General features: G+C 34.2%; 18 protein-coding genes. 7 read left to right on the top strand and 11 right to left on the bottom strand.

Annotation, left to right across the window (positions count from 1 at the left end; translation table 11 throughout):
* The first annotated feature begins 330 nt into the window (after positions 1–330).
* Positions 331–1119 (top strand): tetratricopeptide repeat protein, encoded by a 789-nt coding sequence (locus tag RMN97_RS08320; RefSeq protein ID WP_309614061.1) that lies wholly within the window; start codon positions 331–333, stop codon positions 1117–1119.
* A 94-nt stretch (positions 1120–1213) separates the two neighbouring features.
* Entirely contained in the window at positions 1214–1705 is a 492-nt protein-coding gene (gene ribH, locus RMN97_RS08315; RefSeq protein WP_309614060.1) for a 6,7-dimethyl-8-ribityllumazine synthase, read from the top strand.
* Positions 1706–1753: 48 nt separating this feature from the next.
* Here ribH and RMN97_RS08310 read toward each other — a convergent pair whose 3' ends face one another.
* From RMN97_RS08310 to RMN97_RS08300, 3 genes are all read right to left on the bottom strand, one after another.
* The gene (locus tag RMN97_RS08310; protein ID WP_309614059.1) at positions 1754–2152 is read right to left on the bottom strand and encodes a hypothetical protein; all 399 of its coding nucleotides are present in this window, start codon (positions 2150–2152) and stop codon (positions 1754–1756) included.
* Between the two features lie 155 nt (positions 2153–2307).
* On the bottom strand, positions 2308–2583 hold the full coding sequence (locus RMN97_RS08305) for a hypothetical protein (protein WP_309614058.1): 276 nt from the start codon (positions 2581–2583) through the stop codon (positions 2308–2310).
* 17 nt (positions 2584–2600) lie between these two features.
* Positions 2601–3584, bottom strand: coding sequence for a hypothetical protein (locus tag RMN97_RS08300; protein ID WP_309614057.1), 984 nt, complete (start codon positions 3582–3584; stop codon positions 2601–2603).
* 109 nt (positions 3585–3693) lie between these two features.
* Between RMN97_RS08300 and RMN97_RS08295 the strand changes: the two genes are divergently transcribed.
* From RMN97_RS08295 to RMN97_RS08275, 5 genes are all read left to right on the top strand, one after another.
* Complete coding sequence (locus RMN97_RS08295) at positions 3694–4023, top strand: helix-turn-helix transcriptional regulator (protein ID WP_309614056.1); 330 nt, start codon at positions 3694–3696, stop codon at positions 4021–4023.
* A 161-nt stretch (positions 4024–4184) separates the two neighbouring features.
* Positions 4185–6065: a DNA mismatch repair endonuclease MutL gene (gene mutL, locus RMN97_RS08290; protein WP_309614055.1), complete on the top strand. Its 1881-nt coding sequence runs from the start codon at positions 4185–4187 to the stop codon at positions 6063–6065.
* Entirely contained in the window at positions 6062–6874 is an 813-nt protein-coding gene (locus RMN97_RS08285) for a rhomboid family intramembrane serine protease (RefSeq protein ID WP_309614054.1), read from the top strand. Before mutL ends, RMN97_RS08285 begins: the two co-directional genes overlap by 4 nt.
* Positions 6875–6934: 60 nt before the next feature.
* Entirely contained in the window at positions 6935–7786 is an 852-nt protein-coding gene (locus RMN97_RS08280; protein ID WP_309614053.1) for a rhomboid family intramembrane serine protease, read from the top strand.
* A gap of 91 nt (positions 7787–7877) precedes the next feature.
* A complete protein-coding gene (locus tag RMN97_RS08275) occupies positions 7878–8927 on the top strand; it encodes an endonuclease/exonuclease/phosphatase family protein (RefSeq protein ID WP_309614052.1) in 1050 nt (349 codons plus the stop codon).
* On the opposite strand, the gene RMN97_RS08270 is transcribed toward RMN97_RS08275, so the two are convergent.
* The 8 genes from RMN97_RS08270 to RMN97_RS08235 all read right to left on the bottom strand — a co-directional run bounded on the left by RMN97_RS08270 (position 8928) and on the right by RMN97_RS08235 (position 15901).
* A complete protein-coding gene (locus tag RMN97_RS08270) occupies positions 8928–9542 on the bottom strand; it encodes a WbqC family protein (RefSeq protein WP_309614051.1) in 615 nt (204 codons plus the stop codon).
* A gap of 73 nt (positions 9543–9615) precedes the next feature.
* The gene (gene lepB, locus RMN97_RS08265) at positions 9616–11352 is read right to left on the bottom strand and encodes a signal peptidase I (protein WP_309614050.1); all 1737 of its coding nucleotides are present in this window, start codon (positions 11350–11352) and stop codon (positions 9616–9618) included.
* 71 nt (positions 11353–11423) lie between these two features.
* The gene (dapB, locus tag RMN97_RS08260) at positions 11424–12134 is read right to left on the bottom strand and encodes a 4-hydroxy-tetrahydrodipicolinate reductase (protein ID WP_309614049.1); all 711 of its coding nucleotides are present in this window, start codon (positions 12132–12134) and stop codon (positions 11424–11426) included.
* On the bottom strand, positions 12135–12692 hold the full coding sequence (locus tag RMN97_RS08255; RefSeq protein WP_309614048.1) for a DUF5683 domain-containing protein: 558 nt from the start codon (positions 12690–12692) through the stop codon (positions 12135–12137). It lies immediately after the preceding gene.
* Positions 12692–13591 carry a ParB/RepB/Spo0J family partition protein gene (locus tag RMN97_RS08250; RefSeq protein WP_309614047.1) on the bottom strand — a complete coding sequence of 300 codons (900 nt, stop codon included), beginning with the start codon at positions 13589–13591 and terminating at the stop codon, positions 12692–12694. Before RMN97_RS08250 ends, RMN97_RS08255 begins: the two co-directional genes overlap by 1 nt.
* Before the next feature lie 3 nt (positions 13592–13594).
* Positions 13595–14362, bottom strand: coding sequence for an AAA family ATPase (locus RMN97_RS08245; RefSeq protein WP_309614046.1), 768 nt, complete (start codon positions 14360–14362; stop codon positions 13595–13597).
* A 232-nt stretch (positions 14363–14594) separates the two neighbouring features.
* Entirely contained in the window at positions 14595–14957 is a 363-nt protein-coding gene (locus RMN97_RS08240) for a hypothetical protein (protein WP_309614045.1), read from the bottom strand.
* Positions 14958–15019: 62 nt separating this feature from the next.
* Positions 15020–15901, bottom strand: a complete 882-nt coding sequence (locus RMN97_RS08235) for an SDR family oxidoreductase (RefSeq protein WP_309614086.1) — start codon at positions 15899–15901, stop codon at positions 15020–15022.
* Between the last annotated feature and the right edge of the window lie 4 nt (positions 15902–15905).

The following is a 15905-nucleotide window of genomic DNA, read 5'->3' as shown; positions in this document are numbered from 1 at the left end:
TTTTATTTTTTCTACCACATAGAAACATACTTTTCACTGCTATTTTAAAGGCGTTTCACTTTTTTGAAGTAAAACAAAGCTATGCTAATTCAAGAATTGAACTAAAACAATCTTTTTTCTATGTTTCTATGTGGTTTATTTTGTTTAAAACAACTTTCCCGAAAGGGTAAATTAATATTTAAACTCCTAATTTATATGAGAAAGAATCGTGTTTATTCGGCATAATCTCAATCTCTAAATTTATTAGGTGCAAATTATTCAAAAATATCGAGAAAAATAGCCTTTAAATATGAATTAATTTTTATTTTTGCGCACACTAAATAAAAATAAATGGCAACTTTTAACAAAAGGGGATATAAAGAACCAAAACCAAAAGCAGAAAAATTAGATAATAACTTCATTGAAGATGTAAATGTTGATGCTAAAGACAGCGCAACAGCAAAAGCATTTGATACTTTAGATGAATCAGCTTCAAGAGCAGAAGATTTTGTAGCCAAAAATCAAAAATACATTTTAGGATTTCTTGCAGTTGTTGCTTTAGCTACAGTTTCGTATTTATTATATCAAAAATTTATTGCTGAACCAAGCCAAGAGGAAGCAGCAAACGAATTATTTGTTGCGCAACAAAACTTTCAAAAAGCTGTTGATGCCACCGGAACAAAATCAGACTCTTTATATAATTTAGTTTTAAAAGGTTCTGAAGGAAAATTTGGAGTAGTAAAAATTGCTGATGAATATTCAGGAACTGATGCTGGAAATTTGGCGAATTATTATGCCGGAGTTTCGTATTTGAATACAAAAAAATATGCTGAAGCGATTACGAGTTTAGAGAAATTCAAATCGGATGATGTAATGTTAAGCACTATTGCAATTGGAGCAATTGGAGATGCTTACGCACAACAAAACAAGCAAAAAGAAGCTTTAGAGTATTATGTCAAAGCGGCTGATGCTAATAAAAATGAATTAACAAGACCAAGATATTTATTAAAAGCAGGTAAAACGGCGTTGGTTTTAGGAAATAAAGCAGATGCCTTAAAATATTTCACAGATATCAAAGATAATTACGATACAGCTCCGGAAGCACAAAGTATTGACGCTTTGATTGGTTTAGCGCAATAAAAAGTTCACAGTCCCAGTCTCAGTTTTCAGAAACTGCATACTGCGACTGCGACTGACACGAGCGGAGCGAACTGACGAAGTAAAACTAAAAAAGATGGCTACGGCAAACAAAAACTTATCCAATTACGATAAAAACACAATCCCAAACGCGAAAGACTTTCGATTTGGGATTGTTGTTTCAGAATGGAACGATCATATCACAAACGGTTTATATAATGGAGCGGAAGCAGCCTTGTTAGATTGCGGTGCCAAACCCGAAAATATTATCCGTTGGAATGTTCCTGGAAGTTTTGAACTTGTTTATGGCGCTCAGCGAATGATTGTAACGCAGGAAGTTGATGTAGTAATTACCATTGGCTGCGTGATAAAAGGAGAAACGATGCATTTCGAATTTGTTTGTGATGGCGTAACCCAAGGCATCAAGGATTTGAATGTGCAAACTGATGTTCCTGTTATTTTTTGTTTGTTGACTGATAATAATGAGCAACAATCTATTGACAGAAGTGGTGGCCTTCACGGAAATAAAGGAACCGAAGCCGCAATTGCCGCGATTAAGATGGCTGAGTTGAGAAAGAAAACGATGTAACCTTATAGCAATAAAAAAAGGTATTCCAATTGGAGCACCCTTTTTGTTTTAATCATCTTTTATGGTAATGATTACATCTTCATCGAATTTGTATTCCCCTTTTTTGTAAATGTCTTTGTTGGGTAATACTACTTCGTATGTATAAATGCCTTTGGGTAATACAAAGAGGCATTCTTTACCGTCTTTTTGGATAACGAGTTCTTTTTTAACCTCGTCTCCTTCCTCGTTTTTCCCCACTATCCTGAAAGTGATTTTGTCAACCAGTTTGTTTTTGACACAAACACTTTCGATTATCTTGCTATCCGACTTACTACCTTTAGTAGTTTTAAAAACGCTTAAACCAGTTAAGAGAATTTCTCCTCCTTTGATGGCGGTTTGAAGGTCAGATTGGGCAAAAGAAATCATGGGCAATAGGAATGCTATTGCTAGGAATTTTTTAAATTTCATTCTGATTGAATTTTTATAAATAAACCACTAGCATATAGTGGTTTATTAGTTGTTTTAATCTAGTTACTACACGGATTCGTGCGGTAGCAAAAACGGCAAAAAAATATTAAGATTATTTTTTTTAATCTAAAATAAATAGAGTCAAAAAATCATTTTTAGAGGAAATGATTGAAATGTAAAATTAAAACTAAAAGGAGCATACTTAAAGTAATAACATTAAAAAAAGAAATTTTTGATATAAAATCTGATTCTTTCTTGTTTAAAATAATATCAATTATAGCTCCGATTACAAATAAAATTATTGCAACATTAATAATTCCAAAGGAACAAATTTTATTTGCATAGTAATAATTTTCACCTAAACTTGGCAAAAGAACTATAACAAAAGGTAAAAAAGTAATGTAATCCCTAAAAAAATTCTTCTTATTCATGTATTTAAAATTAAAAATTAACATCGACCAATACAACCATTAAATGTTCTAACACAAGCACGTTGAGCATTATGATGCACAAAAGTTGCATATAGAGCTCCTGCACCAGCAACTATTGGATTCCAAATCGCTCCAACGGAATAACTACCAATTGCTGCTGCATAATTTTCGTCGGCAGCATCGCCACAGTCAACAGCATCATTTATACAATTATTTACACAACCGTTAGTTGAATTTGGAGGTATAACTGGCGAAACAAACATACCTTCTTTATCAAGTAAACTTAAAAATTCTTCTTTATTTTTCTCAATTTCTTTAAAAAAATCTAAATTATCCTTGATTAAATTTTCTTGCTGACTTACTAAACTTCTATAATCATTTATTGCATCTTCAGAATTTTCATATTTAGTTTTGGTCAAATTTTCTTTAATCCAATCTTCAAATACATTATTGTCTTTTAAACAATCTGTACCGTTTTTTTCTAAGTCTATTCGATTTTCAAAAGTAGTCAAATCTTTATAAAATTGCTCAGACGATTCCTTATATTTAAAAAATAAATCCTTAAATGATGATTGCCCATAAGACAAACTACCCTCCAAACTCCTAGGCACATATAATCCTTTAACCAACCTTTCTTTTGCATGTGCTAGTATTGCATTGCCAATGTTATTCATGTCATCTGTTGCAAAAACCTCAAAATCACCATTGGCATAAGTTAATTTAACATTCCCTTTCAAGGCATTGAATGTTGCTTCATCTAATGAGCTAGATAATTTTTTTGCCAACTCACTCTCTTCATCAACTACAAAATTAGCAAGTTCAAAGCTTTCTTTGAAAATCAAATCAAAAGTAACAATTCTTGCTTTTTCTTCGGCAATTGTAGTTACTTTTTTTACAATTTCTTGAAGACGCTCATTGTCTTCTGCTGATAATTTTTCTTGTGCATTTATGTTACTCACAAACAATACGATTGCCATAGTGGCTAAAACAAATTTTTTCATTTTTAATTGGTTTTAAAATTATACATTTTATTAAATTGGTCTATTTATATTGCACCCTACATCGTATTGTATTCATTATTTTACCACAATTTATAAAACCTAAACCACAATGACCACAGGAACTAAACTAAAATTGCTCAGAGAAAAAAAGAGAATTTCACAAGAAGAATTGGCTTATGCCGTTGGGGTTACTCAAACCACTATTGGTAATTGGGAACATGGCAAAAGTATCAGGCACGAATACATCTCAAAATTAGCTGAGGCATTAGAAGTTCCTAGTGAGTATTTATTATTAGAAATACAAAGCAATAACGCAATAGCACCACCACCAGAAAAAGAAAATAATACTACTGGTTTTGAGTTCATCATCAAAGCTCCCAATAACTTTTTTGAAGACTTAAACAGGAAAATAGATTTTTTGGTTACTAAGTTTGACTAAGAAAACAGTAATATAGAAGTTTATTTGTAACCTTTCATAACCATGAAAGGTTTTTTATTTTTAGCTAATTATTAAGTTTAAATCCCAATAGTTTTTCATTAAATTTGCTAACTTCGGCTAACCAAAACTGAACACTTATTACTGAACACTGAACACTAAATATGTCAAGCATAATTCAATTACTTCCCGATCATGTTGCCAACCAAATTGCTGCCGGCGAAGTAGTGCAAAGACCAGCTTCTGTAGTTAAAGAATTATTGGAAAATGCTGTTGATGCTAAAGCAACCGACATAAAACTGATAGTTAAAGACGCAGGAAAATCACTGATTCAGGTTATTGATAATGGAATTGGAATGAGTATTACCGATTCTCGTTTGTGTTTTGAGCGTCATGCTACTTCAAAAATCCGTCATGCGGAGGATTTATTTTCTTTGCATACCAAAGGGTTTCGTGGCGAAGCATTAGCCTCGATTGCTGCAATTGCTCATGTAGAAATGAAGACAAAGCAGGAGCAAGAAGAATTAGGAACGCACATCATCATCGAAGGCAGTAAGTTTGTTTCGCAAGAACCTTCAGTGTTGCCAAAAGGCACTTCGTTTTCGGTTAAGAATTTGTTTTTTAATATTCCTGCGCGACGTAATTTCTTAAAATCGGATACGGTGGAGCAACGTTATATTGTTGATGAATTTCAGCGTGTGGCAATGGCGCATCCGAATATTCATTTTACGATGTATCACAACGGCAGTGAAATGTTTAACCTGCCAATATCGAATTTCAGACAACGCATTGTCAATATTTTTTCGGGCAAAACCAATGAAAAATTAGTTCCGGTAAAAGAAGAAACAGAAATCGTTAATCTTCACGGTTTTATAGGAAAACCCGAATTCGCAAAGAAAAATAGAGGAGAGCAATTCTTTTTTGTCAACAACCGATATATCAAAAGCGGCTATTTGCATCATGCTGTTATGGCGGCTTATGAAGGTTTGCTTTCAGCTGGTGCACAGCCAAGTTATTTTTTATACTTAGATGTGCCTCCACATACGATTGATATCAATATTCATCCGACAAAAACCGAAATTAAGTTTGATGACGAACATGCTTTGTATGCTATTTTACGTTCGTCAATTAAACACAGTTTGGGGCAATTCAATGTAGCACCAATTTTAGATTTTGACAGGGATCCAAATTTAGATACGCCTTATCAATACCAAAATAAAGAAGCCGAATATCCAACGGTTCAGGTTGACAGACAATACAATCCGTTTTCGGAGGACACTCGAGGCATAGCCGAACAGAGCGGAGCTAAACCAAATAAAGCTTTTGCATCATCTTCCAATTATAAAAAACCGGAAGCGCAACCGAGTTGGGAAAGTCTGTATGTAGGTTTAAAACAAGCGGGACAAGAGATTGCCGAAATGACTTTTGAAAATGATGCCGTAACTTCTTCTTTATTTGAAGAAAATGAAATAGAGCATGAGGTTAAGCGAACGTATCAAATTCAAAAAAAATATATCGTCAGCCCAATCAAATCTGGAATGGTTATTATCAATCAGACGCGAGCGCACGAACGTGTTATGTATGAAGAGTTTTTAACAAGCATGACGGTGCATCAGGCATCAAGCCAGCAAATGTTGTTTCCGTTGCAGTTGTATTATTCGTCAGCAGAAATCGAATTGATATCCGAATTAAAATCTTCTTTGGAAAACACTGGGTTTGTTTTTGAAACAATTAACGAAGACAATGTGGTCATTTCCGGTTTGCCTGTCAATGTGACTGAAAGTGAAATTTCTATCGTTTTGGAAGAGTTATTGAGTGACTTGCAGGATGGAATTCCGGATAGCAGCTTTAGTCAAAACGATACCATTGCCAAATCGATGGCCAAAAGTTTGGCTGTAAAAACCGGAACCTATTTAACCGAAAAAGAACAAGAAAATTTGGTACACAATCTTTTTGCTTGTAGAGAGCCTAATGTATCACCATTTCAAAAACCAACATTCATCACGATGAGTGTGGAAGATTTAGATAAAAAATTCAGCGTATGATGCGAATGACCGATACTGTTAAGCAGTTACTGATTATCAATATTATATTTTTTATAGGTTCACAATTTGTAGCCAAAGCTTATCCTGTGTTATCCTTATATTATCCTGAAAGCCCAAATTTTAGAGTTTGGCAACCTTTGACCAGTATGTTTATGCATGCGCCGATGCCCAATTTAATGCATATTGTTTTCAATATGTTTGCCTTGGTTTCTTTTGGTGCTGCGTTGGAGCATTTTTGGGGAGCAAAAAAATTCATTTTCTTTTACATTTCTTGCGGATTAGGTGCAGCAGCGTTGCATACGGCCGTAAATTATTTCCAAATTCAATATGCTTTAGAGCAGCTTTCGACTTTGAATTTATCAAAAAGTGATATTCATATTCTTTTAAGTGCTGATTATGGAAGTATATTTGACGAGAAAGGACAGATGTTGGCGAGTAAAGTGAAAACCATTTTGGATAATGCTAAATGCACTCAAGAACAATTTAATATTTTAGCTTCAGCAGTTCAGAATTTTCAATCGACTTCACTCGGAGCTTCCGGAGCTATTTATGGATTACTAACGGCGTTTGCTTTTATGTTTCCAACCGCAGAATTGGGTATTATGTTTATTCCAATTCCGATTAAAGCTAAATATTTTGTACCTGGAATAATTGCAGTCGATTTATTTTTAGGCTTTAGAGGAAGTTCTCTTTTTGGCGCTGGCGGAACCGGAATTGCCCATTTTGCGCATATTGGCGGAGCATTAACAGGTTTTATAATGATGTGGTATTGGAAACGAAATCAGTTTAATAAAAACCGCTGGAATTAAAAATAAGTGTTCAGATGGCAGTAATTAGTCTTCAGAAATTGAAACTTTGCAGTTAAAATTATGAGTATAATAGAAGATTTGAAATTTCAGTATAGAGTAGGTGGTATTGCCAATAAGATGATTTATTGGAATGTTGGTTTTTTTCTGTTGTCGATTATATTTTTCTACCAATTTAAGTCGGGTGTTTTTGATTTCCCCAATTGGGTTGCAATTTCTTCCGAACCAGCAACTGTTATAACCAGACCATGGACCGTGTTGACTTATGCTTTTTTCCATTATGGATTTATGCATTTGTTTTTCAATATGATGGTATTGAATTTTTCCAGCCGATTGTTTCTAACCTTTTTTACACAAAAACAATATCTTGGCTTATATCTTTTGAGTGCCATTTTTGCTGGATTGTCTTTTGTGGTGAGTTTTTATTTTCTGCATCAAACTTCAAATATGGTTGGTGCTTCTGCCGCTATAATGGCTTTGCTTGTTGCCACTACAACATATCAACCATTAATGGATATCCGATTGCTATTAATCGGAAATGTAAAACTTTGGCATATAACAGCAGTGATTTTGTTATTGGATTTATTGCAAATTCAAATGAATAACACTGGTGGACATATTGCGCATTTGAGTGGAGCATTTTTTGGTTATATTTACATCAAACTGTTGCAAAACGGAACCGATTTGAGTAAGATTGTAGACTCAGTGTTGAATTTATTCAGCAAAAAGCAATCAACACCTTTCAAAAAAGTGCACGTAAACCCCAAAAAGCCGACTCTGAAAAGAGAGAGTAGGATTGTTGTCAAAGATAAAACACAACAACAGCTTGATGAGATTTTGGATAAAATCAGTCAATCAGGTTATGATAGTCTGACCGCAGAAGAAAAAGAGTTTCTTTTCAAGGCTGGGAAATAGTTTTTTTTTGTGTATTGTTCTTTGTTTTTTAATTGGAATTTGGACACGAGCGTCAGCGAACTGGCGAAGCAATTTTTAAATTAGATTTTTTTTGAAAAAATTATCATGGTTTAATAAAGTAGTATTTGCATTCAATATAGTCGTAACTGTATTGACTTTTGTTGCTTATGTTTTACCATTTTTGGCACCCAAAATGTTTCCGCTGCTTTCCGTGTTGACTTTAATTTTACCACTATTTCTTATTTTAAACGCCTTGTTTTTTATTTATTGGCTGTTACAATTAAAACGCCAGGTTATACTTTCCGGCTTGGTGTTATTACTGGGAATCACTTTTATCAATAAATTCTACAAGTTTTCTTCCAATGATATTGAGGCAACCGAAAAAGATTTTACAGTGATGAGTTATAACGTTCGTTTGTTTAACTTGTTTGATTGGATTGATAGAGATGACGTAGGCAACACTATTTTGAGTTTTATCAATGAGCAAAACCCTGATATTTTGTGTATTCAGGAATACTCGGAAAATGCTAAAGTTGACTTAAGAGTCTACAAGTACAAAGCCATTTTTATGGAAGGCAAACAAATCAAAACTGGACAAGCTATTTTCTCTAAATTTCCGATTTTTAACCAAGGCGATTTCAAAATTCCAACGGCGGGAAACAATATAATTTATGCCGATATTAAAAGGGGAAAAGACACGATTAGAGTGTATAACATTCATTTGCAATCTATCAAAATCTCTCCCGATGTGAATGAGATTTCAGAGCATGTTGATGCTATTAATAAAAGTAAATCACAGCAAGTTTTTAGCAGAATTCGAGATGCTTTTAAGAAGCAAGAACAGCAAGCTGAAATTTTAGTAAAGCATAAAAGCGAGTGTAAATATCCTGTGATTATTTGTGGTGATATGAATAACAGCCCGTTTTCGTATGTTTATCGAAGCATCAAATCTGATTTGAATGATTGTTTTGTAGAATCCGGAAATGGTTTTGGACAAACTTATAAATTCAAATATTATCCTGCCCGAATTGACTATATTTTTGCCAGTAAAAAGATGAAAGTGAAAAGTTTTGCCACTTATACCAATTTTGAAAACTCAGATCACTTTCCTGTGATGACGAGATTGAGTTTTATCGAGTAATTAAAGTGATTGCTTTTTCAAATAGTCCAACGCATATCTTCCTTCATTGAAAAGCAAATCCAAAATAGAAAGGTTGTTCAAATAACCATGTTTCTCTCTGAAAACCTGTGTGTAAGGATCAAAAATAGTGGTGTCTTTTTTTCCGTTGATTAGATTTCTGAAGTCGGTTTTGTCATTTACTTCATGGAAATATTCGGTAGTTTCATTGTAATCAAATTCCAATCGGAGACATTTAGAAACAATCGACATAGTTTCCAAATTTAAATCCATTAAAAAGGTATGTTTCTTTTGAAAAATCGGCAGTATATCATCTTCAAAATATTCAAAGAAAGGCGAAGTTCTATAAGCAGCTTCCAGTGATTTGAAATGCTGTTTTTGCCAATCAAAAGCAGTTTCCAGTTTGACATCCTTTGTACGTTGGTGCGCTTCTTTTGTATTCTTGATTGGAACATTTAACAGTTGAATCCCGTTTGGACTGTATATATACATTCGGTTACGATTGGTTTGCTTTTGAAAATTATCTTCCATTTCGAAAGTTACCATTTCCGCTTTGGCAATCGCTGCAAAATGGCTGATAGAAGGGAAGTAGCTTGGGAGTAATATGATATTGTTCATGGTTTATAGTTTGTGGTTTATAGTTTGTGGTTTATGGTTTACACTTTCAACCATAAACCACAAACTATAAACATTAAACCTTACTCGCTTTTCTCTTTTTCCAAAAATAATCACCTACAAAATACAAGGCTAACAAACCAAGAAAATACTTGAAATAGGATTGTGGCTGTCCATCGCCACCAACGGTCGTGAATAATCTTTCCCAACGTATTTTGTTAAGTCCTTTTCCGTTGCTGTCCCAACTCATCCAAATAAAAACAGGTTTTCCAACGATGTGATCTTCGGGTGTGTACCCAAAATAACGTGCATCTAAGGAATTATTTCTATTGTCTCCCATCATCCAAAAGTAATTTTGTTTAAAGGTATAAGTAGTAGCTATTTTATCATTAATATAAATATCATTACCCGATACTTTTAATTTATTCTTTTCATATTCGGAAATGATGATTTTATAAAATGGAAGTGATTTTGCGTCTAGCTTAACTGTAGCTCCTGCTTTTGGAATGTATATCGGACCAAAATTATCACTATTCCAATTGTTAGTAGTAGAAGGTCTTCCGTCCTGCATGTCAGGATAAATTCCATCTTCAACCCCAGTTTTAATAAATCTTTTTACAGATTCTACATTTGGATCACTCTTCAACAAATCAGCTTTTTGTGCTGTTAAATTGGCCTGATAATAGCCTATTCCTAAATTTAATTTTTTGTAAATATCAGCAGTAACTGCAGGTGCATTAAAATAAGCATTTGTGGAATCTTTACTTACTTCTGTAACTCTGATGTTCTCATCATGTAAAAATTGTCTAACTATATTATTATCCCAAAGTTTTCGCTCCATTTTAAATACGTAAGTGTATTCTTTTACATCATTTTGTTGCAAAAACGTTTCGTCAGCACCATCCTTAAGCTGAACATCATAACAAAATTGTGGTCTAGCTCTTTCAGGCAGGATCAATAATTTCCCATTAATATATACATCACCATTTTTAATCTGTAGACTGTCACCTGCAATTCCAACACAACGTTTTACATAGTTTGTTTTTTTGTCAACAGGTTTGCTGTATCTTCTGTCAGCAGGTTTGTACATATGAAATAATGTATCTCTAGGCCAATTGAAAACTACAATATCAGAGTTTTCAATTTTTTCAAAACCGGGAAATCTAAAATAGGGAAGCTGCAATTTATTCTTCCATGATTCTGGATTGTTATCATCGTATAAATATGATTTTGTGTGGATAAATGGCACTGTATCATGAACCATCGGAGCAGCAACTGTCGTCATTGGTGTTCTGGCGCCATAGTGAAACTTACTCACAAAAAGAAAATCACCAATCAGCAATGATTTTTCCAAAGATGACGATGGAATAGTGTAAGGTTGCATCACATACGTATGTACCAAAGTTGCCACAACCACTGCAAAAAGTAATGAACTAATAGTGTCACCAGTTTTTGTGGTTGCTACCAAACTTCTATCGGCAATATATGTAACATCTTGTGTGTAATTGATATAATAAATATAAAGTCCACAAGTGAAAATACCTAACAAAGTATCAGCAGTTGAGTTTTTGCCAAAACTTCTTAAGGTTTCTACCCAAACTACAGGAAACATAATCAAGTTTATAATCGGGATGAATAGAAGGAATGTCCACCAAGTTGGTCTGTTGATGATTTTCATCAAAACGATGGAATTGTAAACAGGAATAAATGCTTCCCAAGATTTTCTTCCTGCTTTTTCGTATAATTTCCAAGTTCCTAAACCATGAATGATTTGAACTAAAAGGAAAAATATAAACCAATGAAATAGAGACATGATGTTGAGTTTAAAAGTTTAAGAGCCTATAAGTTTAACAGTTGGGTGATTTGTTACAGTTTTTCTTTATTCTATTTTCTATTATCTAATTCTAAAACATCCTTCATCGAGAAAATACCCTTTTTACCAATAATCCATTCGGCAGCAATCACGGCACCAAGTGCAAAACCTTCGCGGTTGTGCGCTACATGTTTTATTTCGATAAAATCAACGTCAGAATTGTAAAAAACGCTGTGTGTTCCGGGAAAATCATCGATTCGTTTTACATCGATAAAGACATCATCTTCTTTTGGGTTTTCGATAGCCCAATTGTTTTTATCGGTACGATTGATGACAGCGTTAGCTAATGAAATGGCAGTTCCACTAGGTTTGTCGAGTTTTTGAGTATGATGAATTTCTTCCATTGAAACTTTGTAATCTTTAAACTTAGCCATCATCTTAGCCAAAAAATCATTTAGTTCAAAGAATAAATTCACGCCCAAACTAAAATTAGAACCATAAAGAAAAGCGGCGTTTTTTTCGTTACAAAGTTTTTCTATTTGATGGTAATTTTCAAGCCAACCTGTAGTTCCAGAGATTACGGGAATTCCATGGTTAATTGCAGTAGAGATATTTTCAACAGCAACATTTGGGGCACTAAAATCAATAGCAACATTAGCTTTTTCTAAACCGTCAAAAGTATTGAATTCATCTTTTTTCAAGACAATTTCATGACCTCTTTCTAAAGCAATTCTTTCGATTACTTTGCCCATTTTACCATATCCTAGTAATGCTATTTTCATTTAGAATTTGTAATTAAAAGTTAAACCTAAATTGGGTTTATAATTGATTTCATTTGGATAAATTTCGGGCTGAAAAGACAATTTATCGTTCACGTTAAATTGTATCAAATGCGCATCTACATTGGCATCCACAATATTTAAAACATAAAGACCAACAGAAATCAACAAGGATAAATCTCTATTTCGTTGGTAAAAACGTTGGGCTTGTACTAACCGATTATCGTCAAGATATTGATATTCGTCATTGTCAAAACCCAATAATCTACGTTTGTAAGCATCACGAACTTTATGGTATTTTTTATTGTTATCGATATAAAAATAAAGGCTGGTTCCGATGGCACCATACACAATAGGAATTTTCCAATATTTTTTATTGTAAGCTTGACCTAAACCCGGCACAATAGCAGAATAAAAAGCCGCTTTTGTTGGTCGAAGGGGATCAATTTCTTTTAATTTCACGGTATCTTTTGCTTTTAAAGCTCCGCCAATTTCCTGAGAAAAAGCCGATTGATTTCTAAATAGAAATAAAAGTAAAACTATGTAGTATAGCTTATTCACTAACCTTTTATTAGTTTGATAATGCGGTTAAAATCTTCTTCAGAGTGAAACGGAATCGTAATTTTTCCTTTACCGTTTCCGGCAATTTTAACGTCTATTTTGGAACTAAAGAAATTTACGAATGCTTTTTTCTGATCATCCTCAACTTTAAAAGATGCAGATTTTTTGGCTTTAGTTGTTGCAGGTTTAATACTGTCCTGATAATTTTTCACCAAGGCTTCAGTCTCCCGAACCGAAAGATTTTGGCTTACTATTTTTTGATAAATATCAGTTTGAACGTCTTGATCTTCGATATTAATAATAGCACGACCGTGTCCCATACTGATAAATCCATCACGAATTCCGGTTTGAATGATTGGGTCTAACTTTAACAAGCGCAAATAGTTAGCAATCGTAGAACGTTTTTTCCCAACGCGTTCGCTCATTTGTTCCTGAGTCAATTGGATTTCATCAATTAATCTTTGATATGAAAGTGCAATCTCTATTGGGTCTAAATCGTGACGTTGTATATTTTCTACCAAAGCCATTAACAAAGACTCATTATCATTGGCAATTCGGATGTAAGCAGGAACAGTTGTTAAGCCCACCATTTTGCAGGCACGCAAACGACGTTCACCTGAAATCAATTGGTATTTATTGAAGTCTAATTTTCGAACGGTAATAGGTTGTATTAATCCAAGTTCTTTGATAGAAGATGCCAATTCCTGCAAAGAATCTTCGTTGAAATTGCTTCTCGGTTGAAACGGATTTATGGCAATTGCCTCAATATCTAACTCGATGATATTGCCCACAAGTTTGTCGGCATTTTTATCACCAATCGATTTAATATCATTCTCAGGATCTTTCAATAAGGCTGATAAACCTCTTCCTAATGCTTGTTTTTTTATAGCTTTTGCCATGGCTTAATTGCTGTTTTTCTTGATAATTTCTTGGGCTAAACTTAAGTAATTTGTAGCACCTCTGCTAGTAGCATCAAAGTTAATAATACTTTCACCAAAACTTGGTGCTTCGCTTAATTTCACATTTCGTTGAATGATTGTTTTGAAAACCATATCACTAAAATGTTTTTGCACTTCTTCAACCACTTGATTTGACAATCGCAAACGAGAGTCGAACATGGTTAATAAAAGTCCTTCAATATCTAAATTGGCGTTGTGTATTTTTTGAACGCTTTTTATTGTGTTTAATAATTTTCCTAAACCTTCCAAAGCAAAATATTCACATTGAATTGGGATAACCACACTGTCAGCAGCGGTTAATGCATTTAACGTAAGCAAACCCAAAGATGGCGCGCAATCAATTAATATATAATCATAATCGTCTTTCACACTTTCCAACGCCAGTTTCAGCATGTACTCGCGGTTTTCTTTGTCAACCAATTCGATTTCAATAGCAACCAAATCAATATGTGAAGGAATTACCCAAACATTCGGAGCACTGCAGGGAATTATTGCTTCTACAGGTGTATTGCTGTGTTCCAGAATTTGATAGGTGCCAATAGCTACATTTTCCACATCAATGCCCAAACCGGAACTGGCATTGGCTTGTGGGTCAGCGTCTATTAAAAGCACTTTTTTTTCTAAAACTCCCAGTGATGCTGCAAGGTTTACAGAAGTTGTTGTTTTTCCAACACCGCCTTTTTGATTGGCAATAGCAATGATTTTACCCATGTATTTTTTAAAAATTTAGAGCCGTAAAAATACAATTATTTATGGCTTTGCCAACGGAATTTTGTTAACAATGTTGTAAAGTTTTGAGATAGAGGAAAGAAGAAAGAGAAAAGAAAAAAGATTTACTCAGCGAGTTGTTTTTCCATTACTTTTTTTACTTCATCAACATCTTTTTCAGTGATTCCGGGCATAATTTCGGAAACGTATACCTCAGTCATAAATGCTGGATGAACTATATATCATTCGTATTTTTTAATCGAGCGCGAATAATGAAATACGGTATAGCAATTAGTCTTTCGGTTCTTACCAAATCTTTATCGTTAATTGAGACTGTAACTGCTAAAGGTTCTGAATCTTGAAATTGTGTCATAATTACCTTTACCTCTTTTGAATCAACAAGAAATTCTTTTTTTATTAGAATAACACCATAAGGGATATTAAATTTTTCAAAATATAAGAAGAAACATTCCCCAAGACCTTCCTTTTTAACACCAAGATAATCGACAGATTCAATAGGGATTGAATTTATATCCTGAGCATTTATAGATATTGTGTTTATAAAAAACACGAATAGTAATAGTAAAATCTGTTTCATTTTATAGTTTTTAAAATTACTGCCTTCTCAATTCTGCCAACTGCGACTGCGACTGGCCACTATTATTTACTTCCTTTATTCTTAATCATCGCCTCAAGCATATCCCACATTTCCTGCGGAATTTTTTCAAGGATATTGAATTGTCCTGCGCCTTGTAACCATTCGCCACCATCAATAACGATTACTTCACCATTGATATACGCAGAGAAATCGGAAACTAAATAAGCTGCTAAATTGGCTAACTCTTGATGATCGCCAACACGTTTCAAAGGAACTTTTTTTGCCATATCAAATTTTTCGGCTAAATCGCCAGGCAGCAATCTGTCCCAAGCGCCTTTTGTTGGAAATGGTCCGGGAGCAATAGCGTTCATTCGGATGCCGTATTTTGCCCATTCAACTGCTAAACTTCTGGTCATGGCTAGAACACCGGCTTTGGCAGTAGCACTTGGTACCACATAACCTGAACCTGTCCATGCGTATGTAGTTACGATATTCAAGACATTGCAATTGGTTTGTTTTTCGGCAATCCAATGTTTTCCAAAAGCCAGTGTACAGTTTTTGGAACCTTTTAAAACGATATCAATTATGGTGTCAAAAGCGTTGGCAGAAAGTCTTTCAGTAGGAGAGATGAAGTTTCCGGCGGCATTGTTAAGCAATACATCCACTTTTCCAAAGGTTTTCAAAACTTCGGCAAGCATGGCTTCTACTTGGTCATAATGACGCACATCGCACTGAATTGGCAGACATGTTCCGCCTGTCTCTTTTTCTAATTCGGCCGCAGTGGTTTTTAGTTTTTCTAAATCACGGGAAGAAATGGCAACTTTGGCGCCTAATTCAAGGAAATATTTGGTCATGGCTTTGCCTAAGCCACTTCCGCCACCAGTTACTACTATTACTTTGTCGGATAAGGCATTATCGCGAAGCATTTTTGCTGAGAAATTCATAAGG

The organism is Flavobacterium sp. (assembly GCF_031381455.1).
In the GTDB taxonomy this organism is placed as follows: domain Bacteria; phylum Bacteroidota; class Bacteroidia; order Flavobacteriales; family Flavobacteriaceae; genus Flavobacterium.
The sequence above is the reverse complement of the archived record's forward strand: the minus strand, read 5'-3'. Positions and strand labels throughout refer to the sequence as shown.